At 39.6% G+C, this 25,117-nt stretch carries 21 protein-coding genes; 17 read left to right on the top strand and 4 right to left on the bottom strand.

Annotated elements, in window-relative coordinates; genetic code table 11:
* Positions 1 to 572 (top strand): transposase (locus VCHSUH03_RS05025; RefSeq protein WP_157939974.1); only part of this gene is annotated, 572 nt, incomplete at its 5' end.
* 183 nt (positions 573 to 755) lie between these two features.
* On the opposite strand, the gene VCHSUH03_RS05020 is transcribed toward VCHSUH03_RS05025, so the two are convergent.
* Positions 756 to 2,393, bottom strand: a complete 1,638-nt coding sequence (locus VCHSUH03_RS05020) for an L-lactate permease (RefSeq protein WP_105094245.1) — start codon at positions 2,391 to 2,393, stop codon at positions 756 to 758.
* A gap of 296 nt (positions 2,394 to 2,689) precedes the next feature.
* Positions 2,690 to 3,829 (bottom strand): Ldh family oxidoreductase, encoded by a 1,140-nt coding sequence (locus tag VCHSUH03_RS05015; protein ID WP_105084988.1) that lies wholly within the window; start codon positions 3,827 to 3,829, stop codon positions 2,690 to 2,692.
* A gap of 580 nt (positions 3,830 to 4,409) precedes the next feature.
* On the opposite strand from VCHSUH03_RS05015, the gene VCHSUH03_RS05010 reads away from it, so the two are divergent.
* From VCHSUH03_RS05010 to cysK, 14 genes are all read left to right on the top strand, one after another.
* Positions 4,410 to 6,416, top strand: a complete 2,007-nt coding sequence (locus VCHSUH03_RS05010) for a molybdopterin-containing oxidoreductase family protein (protein ID WP_105094244.1) — start codon at positions 4,410 to 4,412, stop codon at positions 6,414 to 6,416.
* A 129-nt stretch (positions 6,417 to 6,545) separates the two neighbouring features.
* Positions 6,546 to 7,877, top strand: a complete 1,332-nt coding sequence (gene brnQ, locus VCHSUH03_RS05005; RefSeq protein WP_105094243.1) for a branched-chain amino acid transport system II carrier protein — start codon at positions 6,546 to 6,548, stop codon at positions 7,875 to 7,877.
* 141 nt (positions 7,878 to 8,018) lie between these two features.
* Complete coding sequence (locus VCHSUH03_RS05000; RefSeq protein ID WP_105094242.1) at positions 8,019 to 9,092, top strand: iron-containing alcohol dehydrogenase family protein; 1,074 nt, start codon at positions 8,019 to 8,021, stop codon at positions 9,090 to 9,092.
* A gap of 44 nt (positions 9,093 to 9,136) precedes the next feature.
* Positions 9,137 to 9,373, top strand: a complete 237-nt coding sequence (locus tag VCHSUH03_RS04995; RefSeq protein WP_105094241.1) for a DUF1653 domain-containing protein — start codon at positions 9,137 to 9,139, stop codon at positions 9,371 to 9,373.
* 8 nt (positions 9,374 to 9,381) lie between these two features.
* The gene (locus tag VCHSUH03_RS04990) at positions 9,382 to 10,158 is read left to right on the top strand and encodes an HAD family hydrolase (protein ID WP_105094240.1); all 777 of its coding nucleotides are present in this window, start codon (positions 9,382 to 9,384) and stop codon (positions 10,156 to 10,158) included.
* Between the two features lie 233 nt (positions 10,159 to 10,391).
* Entirely contained in the window at positions 10,392 to 11,033 is a 642-nt protein-coding gene (locus tag VCHSUH03_RS04985) for a peptidylprolyl isomerase (RefSeq protein ID WP_105089769.1), read from the top strand.
* Entirely contained in the window at positions 11,023 to 11,304 is a 282-nt protein-coding gene (locus VCHSUH03_RS04980; protein WP_241567138.1) for a GIY-YIG nuclease family protein, read from the top strand. Before VCHSUH03_RS04985 ends, VCHSUH03_RS04980 begins: the two co-directional genes overlap by 11 nt.
* A 52-nt stretch (positions 11,305 to 11,356) precedes the next feature.
* The gene (locus VCHSUH03_RS04975; protein WP_105084980.1) at positions 11,357 to 11,815 is read left to right on the top strand and encodes a YwiB family protein; all 459 of its coding nucleotides are present in this window, start codon (positions 11,357 to 11,359) and stop codon (positions 11,813 to 11,815) included.
* Positions 11,781 to 13,514: an arginine--tRNA ligase gene (argS, locus tag VCHSUH03_RS04970; RefSeq protein WP_105094238.1), complete on the top strand. Its 1,734-nt coding sequence runs from the start codon at positions 11,781 to 11,783 to the stop codon at positions 13,512 to 13,514. Before VCHSUH03_RS04975 ends, argS begins: the two co-directional genes overlap by 35 nt.
* Positions 13,515 to 13,529: 15 nt before the next feature.
* Positions 13,530 to 15,140, top strand: coding sequence for a CTP synthase (locus tag VCHSUH03_RS04965; RefSeq protein ID WP_105094237.1), 1,611 nt, complete (start codon positions 13,530 to 13,532; stop codon positions 15,138 to 15,140).
* A gap of 8 nt (positions 15,141 to 15,148) precedes the next feature.
* Positions 15,149 to 15,364 carry a hypothetical protein gene (locus VCHSUH03_RS04960; protein WP_004698120.1) on the top strand — a complete coding sequence of 72 codons (216 nt, stop codon included), beginning with the start codon at positions 15,149 to 15,151 and terminating at the stop codon, positions 15,362 to 15,364.
* Positions 15,365 to 15,556: 192 nt separating this feature from the next.
* The gene (gene ahpC, locus VCHSUH03_RS04955) at positions 15,557 to 16,120 is read left to right on the top strand and encodes an alkyl hydroperoxide reductase subunit C (protein ID WP_004698190.1); all 564 of its coding nucleotides are present in this window, start codon (positions 15,557 to 15,559) and stop codon (positions 16,118 to 16,120) included.
* Positions 16,121 to 16,580: 460 nt separating this feature from the next.
* The gene (locus tag VCHSUH03_RS04950; RefSeq protein ID WP_004698292.1) at positions 16,581 to 17,030 is read left to right on the top strand and encodes an RrF2 family transcriptional regulator; all 450 of its coding nucleotides are present in this window, start codon (positions 16,581 to 16,583) and stop codon (positions 17,028 to 17,030) included.
* A 15-nt stretch (positions 17,031 to 17,045) separates the two neighbouring features.
* Entirely contained in the window at positions 17,046 to 17,981 is a 936-nt protein-coding gene (cysK, locus tag VCHSUH03_RS04945) for a cysteine synthase A (protein ID WP_105094236.1), read from the top strand.
* A gap of 194 nt (positions 17,982 to 18,175) precedes the next feature.
* Here the strand turns inward: cysK and VCHSUH03_RS09525 are convergent, their stop codons facing one another.
* On the bottom strand, positions 18,176 to 21,550 hold the full coding sequence (locus tag VCHSUH03_RS09525; RefSeq protein ID WP_174683257.1) for a subtype B tannase: 3,375 nt from the start codon (positions 21,548 to 21,550) through the stop codon (positions 18,176 to 18,178).
* Positions 21,551 to 21,842: 292 nt separating this feature from the next.
* Here VCHSUH03_RS09525 and VCHSUH03_RS04935 point away from each other — a divergent pair, with 292 nt between their 5' ends.
* Both VCHSUH03_RS04935 and VCHSUH03_RS04930 read left to right on the top strand, forming a co-directional pair.
* Positions 21,843 to 22,427 carry a hypothetical protein gene (locus VCHSUH03_RS04935; RefSeq protein WP_105094235.1) on the top strand — a complete coding sequence of 195 codons (585 nt, stop codon included), beginning with the start codon at positions 21,843 to 21,845 and terminating at the stop codon, positions 22,425 to 22,427.
* An 8-nt stretch (positions 22,428 to 22,435) separates the two neighbouring features.
* Positions 22,436 to 23,014, top strand: a complete 579-nt coding sequence (locus VCHSUH03_RS04930) for a hypothetical protein (RefSeq protein WP_105094234.1) — start codon at positions 22,436 to 22,438, stop codon at positions 23,012 to 23,014.
* Between the two features lie 110 nt (positions 23,015 to 23,124).
* Here the strand turns inward: VCHSUH03_RS04930 and VCHSUH03_RS04925 are convergent, their stop codons facing one another.
* On the bottom strand, positions 23,125 to 25,107 hold the full coding sequence (locus tag VCHSUH03_RS04925; RefSeq protein WP_105094233.1) for a PTS fructose transporter subunit IIABC: 1,983 nt from the start codon (positions 25,105 to 25,107) through the stop codon (positions 23,125 to 23,127).
* Positions 25,108 to 25,117 lie beyond the last annotated feature (10 nt).

Below are 25,117 nucleotides of genomic sequence, written 5' to 3'. Positions count from 1 at the left end.
ACCATTACCTATCTTGTATAAAGCCTCAATATTACGAAAAAGCGAAAACTAGGACTTGGACCAAGGATATTAGCAAAGCTCGTAATATGGAGTATATACCTGAAGAAGATGCATTTATCTGTGCAAAAAGACGTAAATTAAAATATGCCTTCACGCGTAAGGCGGAAAACAAAACAGGATTTGTATCTGAGCGAAAGGTATATATTTGTGAGTCTTGTAACCGATGTGGATACAAAAAGGAATGCCAACGGTATGTAAAAGCAACGACAAAAAATCCAGTAAAAAGAATTGAGATTACACCTGAGTATGATACCGTATTGGCAGAGAACCAAGATAGGCTACTCAGTGATACAGGCATTCAATTACGAATGAACCGTTCCATTCAAGTGGAAGGCGCATTTGGTGTGTTAAAACAAGATCTTGGATTTAGACGATTTTTACACCGTGGCAGTGGAAACGTGCATAAGATGCTATATCTCTTGTCCATGGGATTTAATTTAGCCAAGTTACATAACAGAATACAAGCAGGACGAGTTAATACAACATTATTTACTGCAAAACAAACTGCGTAAACCAAGAGATTTTTAAATAGGCCTAAAGGCCTATTTAAGTGCGTCTAAAAACACGAAACACCAAGAAAACATACGATTTTACAAATCTAATTTTCTTGGTGTTTCTTATATTTTAAAGGGGCTGCAACTAGAATGCGGTAAAACCGCATTCTGTTACAGCCTCTTTTTTATTATTACCAGTTCTTAGAAGAAGAAGTGGTGAATTTCATGGATGAAATGTTGACCGAAGAAGGAGATACAACCATGCATAACGATGAAGATCAAGAAGTATTTAAATGCGCTGTTCATGATAACGCTAGCTTCGATTTCATGTTCTAAGTTGTGAGCTTCTTCCGCGTTAATTTCTTTGTGGTTTTCTAGGTATGCTTTCAAAGCAGGACCTACGGCGCCAATAGAAATCGCGATGGATTGTGGGGACAACATTTTGCCGATACCAGCTGCACCGGAGTTAACTGCTGCCAACCAGAAGCCAAGATCTTCAAAGTTTGTAGGATCTAAACCTTGAGCTGCAGCGATTTGAAGTGGGCCAAACAATACGTTGGAGTTTGTACCGGAACCTGTTAAGAAGGCACCCAACGCACCTACGATAGGAGCGAATAGAGGGTACAAGGAACCTGTACCAGCAACCATTGCTTTTGCAATGTCTGCAGTCATACCAGAGTAAGTCATCAATTTAGCTGTCATAACAACTGTGATGATTGTAAGGTATGTGAACTTCAAGTTTTTAACTGTACTACCCAATGTACCGAAGATTTCGCCAGCTTTTGCTTTTTGGATAAAACCACCAACGATACCAGCGATGAAGATCATGATACCAGGAGTTGCAATCCATACGAATGTATAAGGTTTAGCACCTTGACCTGTATAGATTGGTACAGAAGTTTTAATAGATGCCAAAGGACCGTTGATTGCAGGGAATAATTTAGAAGTTAATAACAATAATACGAAGATCAAGATGAATGGCATTGCAGCTACAAGGCCTTCACCACTGGAAACTTTAGGAACTTCACCAGTTTGCTTAACTGCGTATTCAGGATCATTAGGAGGCATGATTTTCGCACAGATAATGATAACTGCCATGATAACGATGGATGCAGAGATTACGGATAATTCTGGACCCATTACTGCGTTGATTATAGTTTCAGGAATAGCTAATGCTAAACCGGAAAGTAATGTTACAAGGAATACGCCTTTTAACGCTTTAATACCGCCACCAATGATCATAACAACGAAGAATGGTGCGATAAGGTTAAGTAAGAATAATTGTACAGAAATGAATGTACCTAAGTGACTTGGATCAAGGTTTGTTAAGGATGCCAATGTAGTAGTTGGAATACCGATGGAGCCGAATGTTGTAGGTACGGAGTTTGCAACGAGACATGCGATGATAGATTTTAGTGGGTCAAAACCTACGGCAACCATCATAGCAGCTGGAATTGCAACGGCAGTACCAAAGCCAGCCATACCTTCCATGAAGGCACCAAAGCCCCATGCAAGTAACAATGCGAGTACACGAGTATCAGATGTTACAGAAGAAAGCATTGTTTTAATAGTTTCCATTGCTTTCGTATGTACTACCAAGTTATAAACGAAGATAGCAGCTGTAATAACTAGTAGGATTGGCCAAAGTGCCAATGCGGCGCCTTCGAGGGCGCCTGTCGCCATATGGAGTGGATTAGCTTGGAATGCTGTAATGGCGATGATGAAAGAACCAATTGCGGCAACAGTGGTTGCTTTCCATGCCGGTAATTTCAAGATGGATAATGCTACGATTAACCAAATGATAGGCGCTAACGCTAATAAAACGGTGATAGCACTCATTTCTAAAATCATCCTTTCAAGAAAAATAAAAATATATGCTTAACAGGACGATGTAGCTTAATCAATTTAATTGATGAGTAAATAACTATTGTATTAAGTTGTAAAAGTTCAGTTAAAATAAAAGATTACAATAAAATAACAGATATACTTATCATAAAAAATGATATATTCCTTAAAAATTTTTAACCTCATACATTATGAGGTTAAAAATATAAGAGAGGGGACATAAACAGTGTTTATGTCCCCTTCTTTACTGACTACATGTCCGTGTTAGGGCCTTTGTAAGGTCTTAGGTATTAGTAGTTACCTTTGAACATTGTAGCAGGAGCTTCTGGTACATAATCGCCGAAGTAGGATTTGAAGTCTAGACCCAATTCGTTGCAAAGATCTTGAACTTCTAGCATTGTACCGTTAAGTACAGGGATGCCTTCAGCTTTAACTTTTTCAACGGATTCATGTTCTTTTTCACCATGAGTGTAGATGCGGTCTTGACCAGCAGCTTTAGGAGCTTCACGTAATTCTTGTAAGAATTGGGAGAAGTGTTTTTTGATTTCAGCTGGGTCACCGAAGAATTCAGGGTTGATAGCCATGAAGCCGTGGCAGATATTGGATTTACCGCCAACCATACATTTGTTGGAAGTACCGCCTTGAGACAAGATGGAGGAGAATAATTCAGCAATCATGCCGTTACCATAACCTTTGTGGCCGCCAAGAACTTCTGTAGCACCACCTAAAGGAAGGATACCGCCGCCTTCATGACGGGAGATGTTGCCCAATACTTCAGCTGCATCAGTGGAAGGAACGCCGTCTTTATTAACAGCCCAACCATCTGGAGTAGCTTTGCCCATTTTGTTGTACATTTCAAGTTTACCACGAGTTACTACTGTAGTGGAGCAATCGAAGAAGAAGTCAACAGGATCAGCAGGTACAGTCCAAGCGATAGGGTTAGAACCAAGCATAGCTTTACGAGCATATACAGGAACCATGATTGCTTCGGAGTTTGTACAAGAGAAACCGATTAAGCCTTGGTCGGATGCCATTTTAGCATAGTAACCAGCGATACCATAGTGGTTGGAGTTACGTACGGATACAATACCAACACCGGATTTTTTAGCTTTTTCGATAGCCATTTCCATAGCCATGTGGCCCAAGATTTGGCCCATGCCGTCATGACCGTCGATAACTGCGGAAATTGGAGTTTCTTTTACGATTTCAGGTTTTGCGTCGATTTTGATCAAGCCATTAGTGATACCTTTGTGGTAACGAACCATACGTTGCATACCATGGCTTTGAATACCGAACAAGTCGGAAGTCAAAAGTACGTCTTGGATGATGTCAGCTTCTTTTTCGGAGAAACCGAATTTTTGGAAAGCGTCCATGCTTAATTTTTTCAATGTTTCATAAGGGAATAACACAGTGTTTTTTGCGTCTGCCATCGTTAAAACCTCTTTTCAGAAAATATGTACCTGATATAGTAACGTCACTCTAAAATATCATGAAGTTTAAATGATATCTGGTGAGCTCTATATCCTCTCAAATGACAATGTCAGTATAGCACAGAAAGAAGTGAGATTGAATAGTCTTACAGTCTGAAACACATTACTAAATACGCATACGTACCGGTGATGTTTGTCACATATTCCAAGGTCGATTACTGAAACATCCGATTATACCTAAAACTATATGGTTATGACTTTTAGTTATGATTGCATGTTTTTTTTATAGATTTTCAGTATTTTTATAGAGCTTATTAGTATATCTGTTTAGGCTTTGAGCAAGAATGAGAACAGATAAACATCGATAAAACTTGAAATGTTCAATAACATATATAAAATTTTTTGATGTGTATAGCAACGTATTGTGATAACTGAATGTATTGATATGCATGATATGCAATGATTTTAATCTCTGTGAAGATAGAAAATGTGTTAAAGGTTACACTTATACAGATGATGCTGTAATATAATATAAATATACATCCTATAGTTTATATAATTTATAAGCGAGGTGCTTATTTTGAAAGAATACAAATCAGTATGTCCTTATGATTGCCCAGATGCATGTGGTCTAATCGTATCGGTAGAGAACAATAGAGTAGTATCTGTTCGTGGTAATAGAGATCATGCTTTTACAAGAGGTACATTATGCCCTAAAATGGCGCATTACGAACATGTGGTTCATTCTCCATTGCGTTTACAGTACCCAATGAAACGGATTGGTAAAAAAGGAATCGGTGAAGACCAATATATACGTATCAGTTGGGATGAGGCATTAGATACCATTGTTAATAATTTTAAAGAAACTATTAGTACTCATGGCAGTGAAAGTATTTTGCGCTACTCCTATGCAGGTACGATGGGGGTAATTCAAAGCCCAGCAGCAGATTATTTCTTCCGCCGTATTGGGGCAACAGACCAAGATCGTGGTATTTGCTCCCCTGCAAAACAGGCAGGATTTCGCTCTGTTTATGGTGATACACTAGCCATTAAACCGCAAGAGGCACAGCATAGTGATTTAATTGTTTTGTGGGGCGTTAATGCCACTGCTACCGATGTCCATATTTTACATGATGTAAACGTGGCAAAAAAGAATGGCGCTCGTGTTTGGATTATTGATACTCATAAAACCTATACTTTTAATCAAGCTCATGAACATATTTACGTAAAACCAGGTAGTGATGGCGCCTTAGCGCTAGGTATGCTTCATATTATTCATCGAGACGGTTTAGCAGATATAGATTTTATTAAGAAACATGTACAAGGTTATGATGAACTCGTAAACGATGTGTTGCTTGATTTTACACCGGAAAAAGCAGCTGAACTTTGTGGCGTTTCCGTAGAGCGTATGATTGAGTTTGCCCATGCATATGCTAAAGCTAAGGCTCCATTTATACGCCTTGGCAGTGGGTTATCACGCTATGGGAATGGTGCTATGAACTGTCGTGCTATTAATGCATTACCTGCTGTAGTTGGAGCTTGGCAACATTTAGGCGGTGGCTTATTATCGAGTGCTAGTGGTAGTAAGTTTGTGGGCAAAGAAGTGATGCAACAGGCTCATGTGGATGCACCAGCAAAACGATTGATGCCTATGATTAAACTAGGTGAAATGCTTACAAAACCATCAGGTACAGCTGTGCACAGTCTCTATGTATTCTCTAGTAATCCGGCTATAACAGCACCTGATCAAAATGTGGTGCGAAGAGGCTTGATGAGAGATGATTTATTTACTGTTGTTCATGAACGCTTCTTCACCGACACATGTAAATATGCAGATATTGTATTGCCCGCCACAACATCAGTAGAACATGATGATATATATAACTCCTATGGGCACTATACAATTGGAACGGGTTATAAATTAATCGATCCTATTGGCGAATCACGCTCTAACTGGCAAGTGATTTCTGAATTAGCTAAACGTATGGGACTTACAGATGAATTCTTTAATCATAGTGAACGAGAGTTAATAGACCAAATTGTAAGTACGTCGCACCGTATTTCTAAGGATGATCAAAATTTAATTCTCCAAGGTGAACCAGTAGAAATGACATTGCCTGAAAATTATAAATTAGATTTTAAAACGCCATCTGGAAAGATTGAGTTATATAATCCTCAAGATGTAGAACCGTTAATTCGCTATTTGCCGCCATATGGAGATGGGGCACCATTCTGGCTTATTATCGGCAATGATATTCGTATTTTAGATTCTAGCTTCTGTGAGTTAGAGTTTGATGATCCTGAATTGATGAAACTACGCATCAATCCTGAAGATGCAAAAGTATATAATATTAATGATGGCGACGAAGTAGAAATCTATAATCAACGTGGTAGTGTAAGAATTAAAGGTTACTACGATGAAGATGTGCAACGAGGTACGTTGGTAACCCTTGGCGTATGGTGGCAATCACAATCTAGTGATCCTAATGTAGGTATTAATGTACTTACAGCAGACAGACCTACGGATCAAGGTTGGGGTAGTACATTCTATGATGTGCAAGTTCACATCAAAAAGGCGGATGTTTAATTTCCTTTACTTATAGGAATAACGTTATGCCGATATATCATAACAAGGATATTTTTATTGCATACATATCCTCGTTAGGATTATAATAGTAATATTATTTCTATATATAACCTAAAGGGGGTTACGTTTATGAATGGTAATGATAAATTATCTGCTCGTGCCTATTGGGCTATAGGCATGATGTTATTCGCCCTATTCTTTGGGGCAGGGAACTTGATCTTCCCAGCGGCCTTAGGTCAACATTCTGGTGATAACGTGGGTTGGGCTTTGTTCGGCTTTGTATTAACCGGTGTAGGCCTTCCACTATTAGGTGTTGTAGCTATGGGCTACTCGTCTTGTAAAGATGTTGAAGAGTTAGCGAGTCGTGTTCATCCAATTTATGGCTTAATATACACTATCGCACTTTACTTGAGTATTGGGCCTATGTTTGCCACACCGCGTACTGGTACAGTAGCTTATGAAATTGCGATTAAGCCATTTGCTGAAGGCTTGCATATGAATATGGAACCCATATTCCTCGCCATATTCTTTGGTGTATCTTTATGGTTATCCATTAGCCCTCACAAGCTTGTAAATCGCATTGGTAACATTTTAACTCCAGCTTTATTATTAGTTATCTTGTTACTTATTGTTAAATCCTTTATTACGCCAATTGGTGGTTATGCATTGCCACAACCAGCGTATGGAGATGCACCTACTGCTGTGTTACAAGGATTCTTAGATGGCTATAATACAATGGATGCGTTAGCTTCTGTAGTATTTGCTATTCTTGTTATCGACTTTGTTCGACTTAGTGGCGCTACAAATCATGAAGTAATTACTAAAACCGTGATGGAAGTTGGTGCTATTGCCGTAGGTCTTCTCGGTATTGTGTATGTATTTATCGCTAACATTGGTGCTACTAGTGTTGAACGCTTCGGTCTATTTGATACAGGTGCGCCTGTACTGTCTACTAGTGCTAGTTATTTATTTGGTGATTTTGGTCAAATTATCTTGGCAATTATTGTTCTCTTAGCTTGTTTGTCTACAAGTATTGGTTTAATTACTTCTTGTGGTACATACTTCCATAAGTTGACACCAAAGATTAGCTACAAGTTATATGTAGTTATTTTCTCTGTTGCAGCTTTTGGTCTTAGTATGTTTGGCCTAAAGACAATCATCAGTGCTGCCATTCCTGTGTTAATGTTGTTGTATCCGTTGACAATTGTAATTATTTTACTCGCATTAATTAACGATGTATTTGGCGGTCGTCGATGTATATATGCATGGACAATTGGTCTTACAATGATCTCTGCACTTATGACTGGCTTAGAAACCGCTGGTATTGCACCAGATGCTTTAGAGGGGTTATTTACTCAATATATTCCATTCCAAGCGGCAGGTATGGGATGGGTGAGCTTTGCAATACTCGGTTTTATTGTAGGTCTTATTCATAAAGGTCTTGTTTCTAATAATAAATAATAAAACTAAAGGTTCTATGCTTTCATTTTTGTGAAAGTATAGAACCTTTTTGTGTTTTATGTGTTGTCATATAAAATTGATTTTGTAAGTAGAAGTTTCTATAATAAGGATATACATGATAGAGGAAGGAAGGAAAATTTTATGCGTAGTACTCATTGTTTACCTAGTTATAGTTTTGGCGGTCATGATGTGTTTGACAGTATTCCCAAATTTACAAAATTATATGGCAAGTCTGTAGCCATCATCGGTGGTGAAACAGCTCTTTCTAAAGCTTTGCCACACATTCGTCCAGTGCTTGATAAAGCAGGGATTAAAGTGCTAGATATTATTCACTTTGGTGGAGAGTGTACTTTCGCTCGAGGTAAGGAAATTGCACAAATGGCTTCTGTAAAAGATGCGGACTTTATGTTTGCTGTTGGTGGCGGTAAGGCCATGGATACGGTAAAAGTAGTAGCTCTAGAGTTAGATGATAAACCATTCTTTACAATTCCGACCATTGCCTCTACTTGTGCTGCAACGTCAGAAGTAGCAGCTGTATACACTGCAGATCATACTTTTGATGACGTAGCCTTTGTAAATCATCCTCCTGTGCACTGCTTTATTGATGCTGATATTCTCGTAGAAGCACCAAGCCGTTACTTGTGGGCGGGAATGGGAGATACTATTGCAAAACACTATGAAACTCATCTTTCTGCTCGCAATCGTGAGCAAGACTATAATACTCAGTTAGGCCTTACTCTAGCTTCTATGTGTAGTGAACCAATTTTAGCATATGGTATACAAGCCTATAAAGACAGTCAAGCTAAAAAACGTAGTGATGCATTTGATACCATTGCTATGACTGTTATCTTTACTACCGGTATTGTATCGGGTTGTGTTCCTATGGCATATAATAGTAATATGGCTCATGCTGTATGTTATGGCTGTGTTACTAATAAAGAAACAGAAGAAAACCATTTGCATGGTGAAATGGTAGCATATGGCTTACTTATTTTGTTAACCGTTGACCAACAAATGGATGAATTACAACGGTGGTTGCCAATATACCGCGAATTAGGTTGGCCTACTAAACTTTCACAATTAGGTCTTACTGCATCGCATATTCCTCAAATTGTTGAAAAGGCTACATCTGTTCATGATATTGATGTATCTCCGTACAAAATTACAGCAGATATGTTAACTAAGGCTATTCAATACATGGAATCTCTTGATTAATATAATTTGTAACCGTTTGTGTATGTTATGTGATGAGGTTATAAATGCGAAAAATTGTAAAGGGTGGCTTATATCGTCATTTTAAAGGCATGTACTATTATGTGTTAGATGTTGCAACTCATTCGGAAACGAGTGAACAGTTCGTAGTGTATCAAAAATTATATGATCAACGTGACTTATATGTACGACCACTAGATATGTTTTTGAGTGATGTGGATCAAGAAAAATATCCAGATGTAAAACAAAAAGAGCGGTTTAAGTTAATGAGTGGACGCGATTAGGAGGGCCTGTGGAGCAGAAGTTTTTCTTTTTTGATATTGACAATACCCTAGCTGTATGGCCTGAAGGGAAGATTCCTGATAGTGCACAATACTGTTTAGATGAGCTGAAACGTCGCGGACACCGTGTAGCCTTGGCTACTGGACGTATTCAAGTGGATGCTAAACGCTTTGCGGATCAAGCGGGGCTTACTGACTTTGTAGCTGATGGTGGTCACAGTATTACTGTAAATAATGAGCTAGTGTCTATGATTGGCATGGATCGCGATGCATGTATTAAATATTTAGAGTATTTAGAGTCTCATCATATTCCTTGGGCTGTAACAGATCAGAATAAATTAGGCCGAATTACGCCGTATAAGGAAATATTAGATTGGCATCCGAATTGGGATGTTTTTAAAACGACAGTAGATCCTAATTTTGACTTTCATAATGTAGAAGAGTTTTATAAGATTTATGTGTTCTTTAAAGAAGGGGAAGAAGAGGAAAAAGAAATTGAGCATATGACGCATAAGCTCATTCGTTATGGCGATGGCTGTGTTTTATATGAACCAATGGAAAAAGCTTTGGGTATTCGCAATATGCTTGATTATTTTGGTATGAAACCTAATCAAGCCGTAGTATTTGGTGATGGATATAATGATTTATCTATGTTTAGGCCAGAATGGCTTAATATTGCCATGGGGAATGCACGTACTGAATTGAAAGAAAAAGCCGATTATATCACTACCGACTGTGATAAGGATGGCATTTATAATGCGTGTAAGCATTTCAAGTGGATTGATTAGTTTAGTTAAATTCATACCTATAACAGTACGAACCCAGAACAATTTGATGGTAAATAATAGCTAATATATAACTGAAAGTATAAGGTTATATAAATTGGTAAATTTAATAATTATTTAAACCAAATTTTCTCTAAAACATGATATACTAAAAAAGAGCCGCTCACGGGTTGAGCGGCTTTTCTATGTGAATTTTACATACATGTTAGTATATACGATACATTTTGGGGGGAACTATGAACTGGAAACGCTTGGCTTTATGCGCAATGTTAGGGATTACAATGCTTGGGACAGCAGCTTGTGGTACAAAAAGTGGGGAACAACCACAAGGGAATACTGTAAAGGCAGAGTCTGTAACCATGCCCAATTTCTCTAATGCGCCAATCGCTGATGAGTATGCTATTTTTGATACAAATTATGGTCAATTCAAAGTTCGTTTGCTAGGATCTAAAGCGCCTATTACCGTAAAAAACTTTGATTACCTAGTGAAAAAAGGTTTCTATAATGGTGTTACATTCCACCGCGTTATCGAAGGCTTTATGATTCAAGGTGGGGATCCAGATGGTACAGGTGCTGGTGGTCCAGGCTATACAATTCCTGATGAATTCTCTAATGATTTACATTTTAACAAAATGGGCGTTCTCGCTATGGCAAATCGTGGCCCTAATACAGGCGGCTCTCAGTTCTTTATTACATTGGGACCTACAGATTGGTTAGATAATAAACACACTATCTTTGGTACTGTAGTACAAGGCATGGATGTAGTTGAAAAAATCGGCAAAGTGAAAACGGGTCGCAATGATAAGCCTGTAGAACCAGTAATCATTAATACCATTACATTGGAACCGATTACTGATGATGCGAAAAATGGTAAATAAGGAGGCTAAGCCTGAAGAACGACACTATGTGTATTTAGTGCGTTGTTCTGATGATTCCTTGTACTGTGGATGGACTACAGATCTTGAGCGTCGTATGGAGGCTCATAATGGCCATATCCCAGGTGGTGCTAAGTATACGAGGGGGCGACGTCCTGTTGAATTGGTATATTCTGAAAGCTTTCACAATAAACAGGATGCACAACGTAGAGAGTATGCCATTAAACAGATGACAAAGACTAAGAAGTTGAGGCTCATTAAGGGTGCAAAATAGTCCTTAGTTATGGTATAATATGATGATTAATTACTACCATGGAGGTTGAAAAATGAAGCGGGTTCTAGTGTCCGTAAAAAGTGTACAACGAGATATGGACGGCAAGGATACCGTAGTGGAACTGATTTCCCCGGGTACATCACATGAAAAGGGTAATACACAGTATGTGCGTTACGAAGAATCTAGTGTGACTGGCTTAGATGGGGTAAAGACGACCATTAAAATCCATGATGACTCTATTGTATTGCTCCGAACAGGGGCTGTTAATATGCGTCATCAATATGTCCGTGGTGAAGAGCGCGAGTCCGTGTATGAAACACCGTATGGTGATTTACACATGGCCGTGAACACTCATGAATTAACAGTAGACTTTCACGAAGGCGTAGGTCATGTTCATTTAGGATATGACATTTCCGTAGAAGGTGAATGGCAATTTTATAATCAGTTAGATATAGACGTGCGGGAGGATACAGAGCATGGAAATGAAGGAAATCCTGAAATCGGGGATTGAACAGGCATTACAAGATACGATTAACAGCGGTGGTTTACCAGCTGGGGAATATCCAGAAATCGTTCTCGAAGTGCCACCTCAAAAAGAATTCGGTGATTTTTCTACAAATATCGCTATGCAATCCGCTCGTATAGCTCGTCAAAACCCGCGTGCTATTGCAGAGGCTTTGATTAGCCATATGAATTTTGATTGGCTCGAACGTGCTGAGGTTGCTGGTGCAGGTTTCATCAACTTCTTCTTGAAATCTGATATGGTGTACGATACGTTGAAAGCCATTTTAAATGCTGGTGAACAGTATGGTGTTCAACCATTGCGTGCGCGCGATACGATTCAAGTAGAGTACGTAAGTGCGAACCCAACAGGTCCGTTGCATGTCGGTCATGGTCGTGGTGCTGCATATGGTAGTGCACTTGTAAACTTGTTGCGTGCAGCAGGTTACAATGTACAATCTGAGTATTACATCAATGATGCAGGTAACCAAATCGATAATATGGCTATCTCCATTGAGTACCGTTTCCAAGAGTTGCAAGGTGCTACATTAGTGTTCCCACCTAAGCGCAACGAAGACGGTTCCATGCCTGAATTCGATATTCCAGAAGGGGCTCTCGTATTCCCTGAAAATGGCTACCGTGGTCCTGATATTATCGAGACTGCAAAAGCTATTGCAGAACGCGAAGGCTTTGATAAATTAAATGCTATGAACGAAGCAGATCGTATTGCCTTGTTCAAAGAGGAAGGTCTTAAAGAAAAGCTAGCTCGCCTAGAGGAGACATTGAGAAACTTCCGTGTTACTTTCGATAATTGGTTCTCTGAACGTACTGTTCATGAAACTGAGGAAATTCATCACTCCGTAGAGGCGTTAAAGGCTCTTGGCAAAGTATACGAAAAAGACGGCGCTTTGTGGTTGAAATCCACTGATTATGGTGACGATAAAGACCGCGTTGTTATTCGTGATAATGGTGTTCCTACATACTTAGCGGCAGATATTGCATACCACCGCAGCAAATATGATCGTGGATTCAAAGAAATGATTGATATTTGGGGTGCTGACCATCATGGTTATGTATGCCGTGTAAAAGCTGCTATGGCTGCTTTTGGTTATGATCCAGACCAATTAACTGTATTGTTATTGCAAATGGTAGCATTGTTCCGGGATGGGGAACTCGTTAAATTATCTAAACGTAGCGGCGATAGCATTACCTTAGATGAGTTGATTGATGAAGTAGGCGTAGATGCATCTCGTTACTTCTTCTTGATGCGCTCCTTAGATAGCCAACTTGATTTTGATATTAACTTGGCGAAATCTCGTAGCAATGATAACCCAGTGTATTATATCCAATATGCTCATGCTCGTATTCACAGCATTTACAACCAAGTGCGTGAAGCTGGCATCGCATTTGGCGATTATAGTGAAACTGATTTCACAACGCTTACAAGCGAAATGGAATTAGAATTAATTAAGAAATTAGCTGAATATCCAGAAGAGGTAGTTCAATCTGCTGAACATCGTGCACCTCATCGTATTGCTCGTTACTTATACGATTTAGCAAGCATGTTCCACTCCTTCTATCGTCAAGGTCGTATCATTGGCGTAGATCCAGCATTGCAACAAGCTCGTCTAGGATTAATCACAGCGATTGCCCTCGTTCTTCGTCAAGGCTTGGGTATTTTAGGTATTTCCGCTCCGGAAAAAATGTAATAGGTGGGAGGCATCATGGCAACTAAGTATATTTTCGTAACTGGCGGCGTTGTTTCTTCTCTTGGTAAAGGGATTACTGCAGCATCTTTGGGTCGCTTGCTTAAAAACCGCGGTTTCAATGTAACGATTCAAAAATTTGATCCATATATTAATATTGACCCTGGTACGATGAGCCCTTACCAACATGGTGAAGTATTCGTAACAGATGATGGCGCTGAAACTGACCTTGATTTAGGCCATTATGAACGCTTTATCGATATTAACCTTAGTAAACGTTCCAACATCACAGCAGGTAAAGTGTACTGGTCTGTAATCAATAAAGAACGTAAAGGTGACTACTTGGGCAGCACTGTACAAGTAATTCCACATATTACAAATGAAATTAAAGAAAATGTATACCGCGTAGGTAAAGAGGATAATGCTGATGTAGTTATCACTGAAATCGGTGGTACTGTAGGTGATATTGAAAGCTTGCCATTCATGGAAGCTATCCGCCAAGTGAAAAAAGAAGTAGGCCGTAATGATGTACTTTACATTCACGTAACATTGGTGCCTTACATTAATGCAGCAGGCGAATTGAAAACTAAACCTACACAACATAGCGTAAAAGAATTGCGCAGCATCGGTATTCAACCAGATATTTTGGTATGCCGCAGCGAAAAACACATTTCCGATGAAATGAAAGAAAAACTTGCTTTGTTCTGCGACGTAGAACCAGAAGCAGTTATTGAAAATCAAACTTGTAGTTCCATCTATGAAGTACCGTTGATGATGCAAGACCAAGGCCTTGATGATATTGTTATTAAAAAATTAGGCCTTGAAGAACGCCCTTGCGATATGACTGAGTGGAAAGAAATGGTTCATAAAATCTTGAACCCAAGCAAAGATATTACCGTGGCTATCGTTGGTAAATATGTAGCATTACATGATGCGTATCTATCCGTAGTTGAAGCATTAGATCATGCTGGCATCGCTACAGGTACTAAAGTTAACCTTCGTTGGATTGACTCTGAAGAACTAGATGATACAGCTGTAGATCCTAAAGAAGTGTATGAAGGTGTTGATGGTATCATTGTACCAGGTGGTTTTGGTTCCCGTGGTGTAGAAGGTAAAATCCGCACAATTCAATACGCTCGTGAAAACAATATTCCATTCCTTGGCTTATGTCTTGGCATGCAATCTGCAGTAATGGAATTTGCTCGTAACGTATGTGGTATGGAAGGTGCTACATCTAGTGAATTCGACGAAAACGCTAAATATAAAGTTATCGACTTGATGAGTGATCAAGTTGATGTAGATAAAAAAGGCGGCACAATGCGTCTTGGTATCTATCCATGTAAAGTGGAAGCAGGTACAAAAACTCATGAAGCCTATGGTGAAGATTTGATTTATGAACGTCATCGTCATCGTTATGAGTTTAACAATGAATATCGTCAACAATTGACTGATGCTGGCTTAGTTATCTCTGGTACATCTCCAGATGGTCGCCTTGTGGAAAGTATTGAAGTGAAAAACCACCCATTCTTCATTGGTACACAAGCTCATCCAGAGCTTAAATCTCGTCCAAACAATGCTCATCCATTATTCCGTGGCTTCGTAGATGCGATCTTAGAACTTAAAAAATAAAGTAAAAAATGGGATCTATTTTATCTATTATAGGTTTATTTATATTAGCTGCACTCAAACTAGAGCAGTTTGTATATGGTAAATCAGGAAAAGAACAATCTACAACTGGTCATATAGCACGGAGAGGGCTTGCTAATATAGCGGGTTTAATCGCTTTTGATCATGCTACTGTGAACAGTAAGTCTGTTGTAGTACGTAAAAAGAAGAAAGATGCTCAGAAATGAGCATCTTTCTTCTTTTTTATTTACATCGAACAATATTGGAAAAATATATCGATAAATTTAAAAATAACACTTGCAATCTTGAATGATATTTGTTATTATATAGACAAAGATAGATATAGATATAGATTTGGTGATAAGTACACCGATAATAATATAATTGTTACATTAGAACTCAATTAAGGAGGACATAACATGTCTATTATTGGTAAACAACTTCCTGAATTTACTCTAGATGCTTTCAAAAAACCTGAATTAGTAAAAGTTAGTACTGCCGATGTGTTGGGCAAATGGTCCATCTTCGTATTCTATCCAGCAGACTTCACATTTGTTTGCCCTACAGAATTAGAAGACGTACAAAACTCTTATGCAGAATTGAAAGAACTAGGTTGCGAAGTTTACTCCGTATCTTGTGACTCTGAATTCGTTCACAAAGCATGGTCTGATGCTTCTCCAAGCATTAATAAAATCGAGTACTACATGTTAGCTGATAAAAAACATGAATTAGCTGATTTCTTCGACGTATTCCAAGAAGAATCTGCTATGGCTTACCGTGGTACATTCGTAGTAGATCCAGAAGGTTTCGTTCGTACAGCTGAAATCCATGATATGGGTATCGGCCGTTCTGCTGAAGAATTGGTTCGTAAAGTACAAGCGGCTCAATTCGTAGCAAAACATGGTGATCAAGTATGTCCTGCACGTTGGAAACCAGGTAAAGACACATTGAAACCAGGTCTTGACCTAGTAGGTAAAATCTAATTTAGAAATAACCTAAACGCTAGAATAATCTAGACAACTCCTCAAATGACAAAACGGGCGCGCATCGTTTTCCTGACGATACGGTAAGTCCCAATACCAGATGAACCCTCTCCAATTCATCATGGTAAACCTCATATAACAAACTACAAACTATACGCAAAAGGACTGGCCTTCGGGCTGGTCCTTTTGTGTTATGTAAAATTGTTAATGTATCAATAGGTGTGATTGCAAGTCTAATAATAGAATAAAATAAATCAATAATATAGGTTTAGGCCAATAAATATAAGGGCTTTAAATACCCCCTTGTAAAAGTAGGAAATAAGTTCTTGCATTTTTAGATTTAGTGGTCTATAATGAAATTAATTCCTAGTGATACACAAGGTTTTATAAATGAAGTAGGATAAGTGCTTTATAACATGGGGTGTGTTAGCACTAACTTTTACAAAGAGAGGCAAGATATATGAGGATTTCCACAAAAGGTCGCTATGCATTGATGGTTCTCATCGATTTAGCAGAGCAAGGTCAGGATAAACCGGTTTCCTTGCGATCCGTTGCAGAACGACAAGGTATATCTGAGAAATACCTTGAGGGTATTGTGGCTCGTTTGGGTGCCGCTAACCTAGTGGATAGTATTCGTGGTAAATACGGAGGCTATCGCTTATCTAAAAGCCCTAAAGAGTACACTATTATTGAAATTTTGCTTGCCACGGAAGAATCCATGGCTATCATCTCCACTCTTGATGAAGGGGTGAGTACTGATACAGTAATCAATGAAAGAACTGTTGGTTTCTGGGCAGGATTACAAAACTATATTCATGATTATCTAGAAAACGTAACTCTTCAAGATGTAATTGATGGAACTTACGCTAAACTTGATACAAAATATGACAATTGGGATGGTTCTATTTAATAAGGAGTGACTATTATGTCTAATATTGCAAAATCTTTCGTTGAATTAATTGGTAAAACACCTTTATTGGCTGCTACACGTTTTGGTAAAAAATATGGAGCAGATGCTAATATTTTAGCTAAATTGGAATACTTCAATCCAGGTGGCTCTGTAAAAGATCGTATCGCTGCAGCAATTATTCAAGCAGCTGTTGAATCTGGTGAATTACAACCAGGCGGTACAATTGTAGAAGCAACATCTGGTAATACAGGTATCGGTTTATCTGCTGTTGGTGCTGCTCTTGGCTATAAAGTAGTTATTGTAATGCCTGAAACAATGTCTATCGAACGTCGTAAATTGATGCTCGGTTATGGTGCTCAACTTGTTTTAACTGATGGTGCTCTTGGTATGAAAGGGGCCATTGCTAAAGCTAAAGAAATCGTAACAGCTACTGCTGGTGCTATCGAAGCAGGTCAATTCGTAAATCAAGCAAATCCAGCAATTCATTACAAAACAACTGGTCCTGAAATCTGGCAAGATACTGATGGTGCTGTAGATATCTATGTGGCTGGTGTTGGTACAGGCGGTACTTTAACAGGTGCAGGTCGTTATTTAAAAGAACAAAACCCTGGCGTAAAAGTTGTAGCTGTTGAACCAACTGATTCCCCAGTATTGTCTAATGGCAAACCAGGCCCTCATAAAATTCAAGGCTTAGGCGCTGGTTTCATTCCTGATACTTTGGATACTAATATTTACGATGAAGTAATCCAAGTAACTAATGATGATGCATTTGCTACATCTCAAGCATTTGGTCATACAGAAGGTATCCTAGTTGGTATCTCCTCTGGTGCTGCTCTTTGGGCTGCTCAAGAATTGGCTAAACGCCCTGAAAATAAAGGCAAAAACATCGTAGTCATTCTTCCTGATACAGGCGAACGCTACTTGTCTACTGCATTATTCCCAGAAGTATAATAGAATATGATTAGTGAAAGCAATAATCTGACTTTCCTGATATAGTAAAGCCCCTCGGTAGAGGGGCTTTGTTTTTGGTTAACACAACAGGACTTTATTTTAGGGATACTTAATTTGGTATAAAGAAAATTGGCATAATGTAAAAGGAGCTACTAGGTAGCTCCTTTTATGTTATGGTATGTATTTAGTTGTTATTATCTACCGTTTTTAACGATATTGTCCATCCAGTTGAATAATTCATCTAGATCGTAGTCACCAGAATGGTCTACACCAAATGGTGTTGCCATATCTACTTTATACCCAAGGTTTTGAGCACGGGTACCAACGATCAATGGAATTGCTACAGATGTATTGCTATCAGCTGTACCGTAGCGGATACGATAGAACTGTGCATTTGTCGCTGCTGGGGAACCTAGATAGTTCATTGGGTTCATCATAGTAACAATTTTAGCATTTTCTACGTATACATTTTGGTTAGATGTTGTATCGTGTAATGCAGCAGTAATTGTAAAGTGATTGTTATCTGTTGTACTTGTACCAAATAAGTTGTTCTCGCCAGAGTCATTAGAACGGGAGTCGAATGCACCTGGTGCTTTAGAACGGCTTACAAATTGGTTGTAAGCTTCCCAGTTAATATCTTTAATAGCTCCGGTTTTATTATCTCGTACAAGGTATGTATGTTTAGATAAATCAGTACCTTTAGCTTGTGCTTTATTAGCTGCATCAATAATAAACGCTTTCACATAATTTTTGAAAGTACCATTACCATTCTTATCTAATTTTAAGACACGCCCCATGGAGTCATGTAATTGTAAATTATTTACGTATTCAGGGAAGTGTTCACTTAGTAAGTTGGAGTATGCTACATCATTAGCATTCAAGTTTACACGTTGTATTGTGCGTTGCGGTGGAGCAGCGTTACCACCTACATTAGCTTGAGGCAATTCGCCTTGACCCATCGTTACTTTGTTGAAGGAGGTAATACCTTTATAGCTCCATTCATAAGCCATATCTGCCGCATCAAGGTTAGTGATAGGGCAGTACGCAGAAACTGCGTATACATTCGTTGCCGCTGTAGCTGCGCCTAATGCTTGTAAATACGGTTGGAAGTCGGAACTGTTACCCGCAGCGCCTTGTAACAAGGATACGGCACCGCCAGCGCTTGTACCATTTGTGATAATGCGGTTTGCATTACCAGGCATAGTGGAGTCATTAGCATGTAAGTATGCTGTAGCAGCTTGTAAGTCAACAATAACTGCTGGAGCCTTACCAATGAAGTTGCCATCGGATGCTTTATTGGTACGACCGCGTGTAGCAGGAGAAGCAACTACGTAGCCACGAGATAATGCATAAAGAACACTGTTAGGTTTGCCATTCTCAACTTTTGGTGTCATAGCTTGGCTAGGCATGTAACCACCTACTGCATTTGGCATGAAAATAGGAGCTGTTTGCGTATTGTAACCATTTACAGTGCCATTGTTGAAGTATTCTTCTGGTACATAAATGTTCATGTACTGTTGATCGATATCGATTGGATTAGCCACGTAAGGGATATATTCGAAGGCGCGATATTTGATTTCCTTATTATCTACTGTGGTAGACATGGATTCGTAATTTTTCACGTCGAAAGCAAGGCTAATCTTAGCAGATGTATCGGCTTGCAATGGTGGTTCTATTGGTTGAGAAAGAATATTTTTCTCTTCTGTTACACCAGCACCTTTTGTGGAAGCTTCATTACGAGCATCTACATAAGATTGAGGCAATTTATTTTCTTGAGCTTTAGCTTGTGCCTCAGCTTCGGCTTTAGCTTTAGCTTCAGCTTGTGCTTTAGCTTCTGCTTCAGCTTGGGCTTTAGCTTCAGCTTCAGCTTTAGCTTTTGCTTCTGCCTCAGCCTGAGCTTTAGCGGTAGCTTCGGCTTTAGCTTTTGCTTCTGCCTCAGCTTGAGCTTTAGCAGCAGATTCAGCTTCTTCTTTTGCTAATTGCTCAGCAGCTAAACGTTCCTGCTCTTCTTTGATTGCAGCTTGTCTAGCCATTTCTGCTTGTTGTGCTGCAATGCGATCTTGTTCAGCTTTGAGTGCCGCTTCACGTTCAGCTTTAGCTTGTTCGGCAGCAACACGGTCTTGTTCAGCTTTGATTGCCGCTTGGCGTTGAGCCTCAGCTTGCTCTGCTGCGATACGCTCTTGTTCAGCTTTTATAGCCGCTTGACGTTCTGCCTCAGCTTTAGCAGCAGCTTCTGCACGTTGGCGAGCAGCTTGTTCAGCAGCGATACGTTGTTGTTCAGCTTGTAAAGCTGCTTGACGTTGAGCTTCAGCTTGCTCGGCAGCGATACGTTGTTGCTCTGCTTGTTGAGCTGCAATACGATCTTGCTCCGCTTTTAGAGCCGCTTGACGTTGCGCTTCAGCTTGTTCGGCAGCGATACGTTGTTGCTCTGCTTGTTGAGCTACAATACGTTCTTGCTCAGCTTTTAGAGCCGCTTGGCGTTGAGCTTCAGCTTGTTCGGCAGCGATACGTTCTTGCTCAGCTTTTAGAGCCGCTTGGCGTTGCGCTTCAGCTTGTTGAGCAGCAATACGTTCTTGTTCAGCTTGCAAAGCCGCTTGACGTTGCGCTTTAGCTTGCTCAGCCGCGATACGACGTTGCTCTTCTTGGATACGAAGGCGTTCTTGCTCAGCAGCTTGACGTTGTGCTTCCGCAATACGTGCTTGCTCCGCTTGTTGAGCTGCGATACGCTCTTGCTCGGCTCTTAGTGCAGCTTGACGTTGAGCCTCAGCTTGTTGTTGGGATATACGTTGCTGTTCTGCTTGCAAAGCCGCTTGACGTTGGGCTTCAGCTTGTTGCTGTTCCGCTTGTATAGCCATTTGACGTTGTTGTTCTGCTAGAATTGCAGATTGACGCTGAGCTTCAGCTTGTTTTTGAGCAACCATTTGCTGATCAACTTGGTTTGTACCTGCTTGCTGTGCGGCTTCTTCTGCTGCTAATTGAGCTAATCTTTCACGTTCTGCACGTTGAATATCTCGAATAGTTAATTTTTGTTTTGCTACAACGGCTTTAGTAGTTGTTGTATTAGCCACTGTTAATGGCATAGTAGATTGCTCTTGTACAACTACAGGAGTACGTTGTACTTGTGTAGTTTGAATTTGTTGCTTGCCATCAACTTGTTTTTGTACTGTAACAGGTTCAGTTTTTCGTTGTACGTTCATCAAGCTATGCATAGCCAATGTAGGTTCCATGACAGCATTAGTTTGTTTGTTAACAACATATTGTGGCTGTGAAACGGCCCGTTGTTGATCTGATAAAGCTTTTGCAATATCGTTTACTGGTACTGGACGTACACGCGGTATTAATGGTGTTACCTTTGGAACTGATTGTGTAGTTACAGGGGTAGGCTGAGTTGCCATAGGTCGTACGACTGGAGTAGCAAAATTAGTATTGCCTTGAGTCGTTGATTCAGTGGTAGTGCTCGAACCTACCAAATCATTCATGTTGAGGGTAGGGGCTGCGTGGGCAACACCACCCAACGCTGCAGCTGCAAAAAATGCAGCGGTAACCTTACGTTTCCTAGATGATTTCATGAATTACTCTCCGAACTAGAATTGAAATAATAATTTATAATTTTAAAATTTATTTATATTTATATAGTTTAACATAAATCGATATATTTGTACAACTTATAGAAGAATAGATGAATACTGGATGAGTACGAAGAAAATAAACTTAGAAAAATATAAATAAATTTAAAGCACATGGAATATTAAACTTTGGTTTTAATAATTAGAAGAGGCGTTTTCTTATGTATACATCTTTCCATAAAATATGATATGCTTTTGATAATTTAGCTGAGTTTTTGATAATAAAGGAGAGAATATGTTTAGAAAATTCTTATTAGCCTGTATGGTGCTGAGTGCTTTTACCATACAGACACAAGCTATATCGATTAATGAGTTAAATAGTTCGCCTCAGTTTAAAAAAGTATATCAAAAAACCGATTCCTATCAAGGTACTTACCCAAAGGATCGGTTAATAAACTATTTAAACACTTACTCTGTAGAAGCACTAGAATACGCAGCGCCACATTATAAATTAAAAGGTACTTTTTATACCGTTTATACATATACTCGTGGTACATTTATTACTGAATATGAAGTAACGGCCACATATAATACTAATTATTCACTAGGTTCTTTAATACATGCTAGTCAAGTGGTACAGCCATCCCCATCTATGTATGCGGTTATAAAGGCAGCACAAGATGATTCTGGCATACAAATTGACTTACGAGAGGTGAAGCGATTTAATGGGGATGGTACTGAGGTTAGTAGTACAGTTCCTTTAGTGCACCAATTACGACCTTTAGATCGTAGTCGTTCCGATCAAAATCTCTTTGCTATAGCAGATGCCATGTTTGTCGTTGCATATCAGCAGCATTTCGATGATATTGTGGTGAAATGAGGTTCATTATGAAACGTTTTTTTGTTGTAATGGCTATCTTATGCATATGGTGTGTTTCTGTTAATTCTGTGAAAGCAGTTTCTAATGCTGAATTACAAGATACTAGCCGTTTCGAACATATTATATCTAAAGGTGATACAGGAGGTGGGGATGGCAAATATATTGAGCTAAGTACTCTCAAAGATGTATCTACAAGTGCTAGTACAAAAAGCATAGAAGCCAAGATATACGTTATATTACCGTCTTCTGATTTGATTCGAGAATATACAATTCGGTATGACTATAATCTAATGTATTCCTTTGCTAATTTAGTAGCAAGAATGCCGGAGTTTAAACAACGATTTCCTGAGTTTAGTTTAAATGATATATGGAATCTCAAACTGGATGATTCTGGTATTGTAGGTACTGTTAAGGCACAACAGGATTATACCCTTAAGGGTGAAAGCAAACCTACGCAACCCGGTTATAAAGGGTATGAGCATGTTACCTTCTTAACACCAACGGATTTTGATTTTGAAAGCTATCACGTTGCAAACCGAGTTTTTAAGAAAGTATTTGGCATATTTTATGATGATGTAAGTCGATAGTTTACATAAGAAAAGGACTAGAACATTTTGTTCTAGTCCTTTTGCTATATGTACTTATTTAGCATATGTACGTTTTTGATATATGTACTAGTATTAACTAGCTTTTACAATTATTTTTTCAAGCTTGGTTTTACAAGGGCCAAGATGAAGCAAGCCACAACGGAACCGATTGCAATGGATGCAAGGTAAAGAAGTGGGTTACCGATTGTTGGTACTACGAAGATACCGCCATGTGGAGCGCGTAATGTACATTCGAAGAACATGGACAATGCACCAGCTGTACCAGCACCGATGATGCAAGCTGGCAATACGCGAACTGGATCGGCCGCTGCAAATGGGATAGCGCCTTCTGTGATGAAGGAAAGGCCCATGATGTAGTTTGTGATACCAGATTTACGTTCAGCCTCTGTGAAGCGGCTAGGGAAGAATGTTGTACAAAGAGCGATTGCCAATGGAGGAACCATACCGCCTGCCATAACAGCAGCCATGATGCCATATTCACCAGTCGCAAGTGCGCCAGTACCGATAACGTAAGCTGCCTTATTTACAGGGCCGCCCATATCAACGGACATCATAGCACCAAAGATAAGACCTAACAATACACGGCTAGTAGTGCCCATGGATTGCAAGGAGTCCATCAACCAGTGGTTAAGGGCAGATACAGGTGGGTTGATTACGAAGGTAATAGCTAAACCTATGAATAATACACCTAGTACAGGGTAGAAGAGGACTGGTTTTGTACCTTCTAATGCTTGAGGCAAACCAGATACTAATTTTTTAACTAATAATACTAAATAACCTGCAGCAAAGCCCGCAATTAATGCGCCAAGGAAACCAGAGCCGCCTTGGTTAGCCAATAAGCCACCAACAAAACCAGCTACAAGACCTGGACGGTCAGCAATACTCATAGCGATGTAACCAGCTAATACTGGCAACATGAAGCCAAAGGATGCACCACCAATTTGCATTAAGAATGCAGAAAGAGGATTGCCGGATCCAAAGTTTTTAGGATTCGTAGGATCTAATGTGTCGAACAAGAAGGCGAGGGCAATCAAGATACCGCCACCAATAACGAATGGCAACATGTGAGATACGCCGTTCATCAAGTGTTTGTAGATTTGACGACCAACGCTGTCGGATGCGCTAGCAGCGATTTCAGCGGCTTCGCGGTCTGCTGCGGATGCTTGGTATACAGCTGCTGTACCAGCCATTGCTTCTGTTAGCAGTTCTTCTGCTTTATTGATACCGTTAGCAACCTTAGTTTGAATCATAGGTTTGCCATTAAAGCGTGCCATTTCTACTTGACGGTCAGAAGCGACGATGATGCATTTAGCGTGAGCGATTTCTTCTGCTGTAAGAGCATCTTTAACACCAGAAGCACCGTTTTTCTCAACCTTTAAGGAAATGCCCATTTCTTTCGCTTTACGCTCTAAAGATTCTGCAGCCATGTAGGTATGAGCAATACCAGTAGGGCAGCCAGTTACAGCCAATACATCGTAATGTGGGTGGTCTACAGAAATCTTAGGAGCCACTTTTTCGATAGCTTCCGTAGCTTTAGCTTCGATAGCATCGGTAATACTTGGAGTCTCTTGAGATTCTGGCTGTTTGATATATCCTTCAACAGATGGATCAAAGTTACCTTGTTCTTTAGCTGTTACGAGTTCCAAGAAACGTTCTACTGTTGGAGCAGCGATAAGGGCTTCTTTGAAATCAGGGTCAATAACCATCATAGCTAATTGGCTCAATACCTCTACATGAGTATCAGCTGCGCCTTCTGGAGCAGCGATCATGAAGAATAAACGAGATGGTTGACCGTCGAGTGCTTCGAAGTCTACGCCGTGAGGCACAACCATAGCGGCTAGGCCTGCTTCTTTTACGCCTCCGGATTTAGCATGTGGTGTAGCGATGCCATCGCCAAGGCCGGTAGAGCCAGATTCTTCACGAGCGAAAACGGCTGCTAAGTACTCACCTTTGTCGATGAGGTGGCCGCCTTTTTCCATTAACTCGCCTAAGGTATAAATGGCGTCAGCCTTTGTCACAGGGTCTGCATTTAGCAGGACGGATTGAGGTTTTAATAAATCAGTGATTTGCATATATGTACTC

This window comes from Veillonella infantium, from assembly GCF_002959895.1.
Lineage (GTDB): Bacteria > Bacillota > Negativicutes > Veillonellales > Veillonellaceae > Veillonella > Veillonella infantium.
This window is presented reverse-complemented; position numbering and strand designations above follow the sequence as displayed.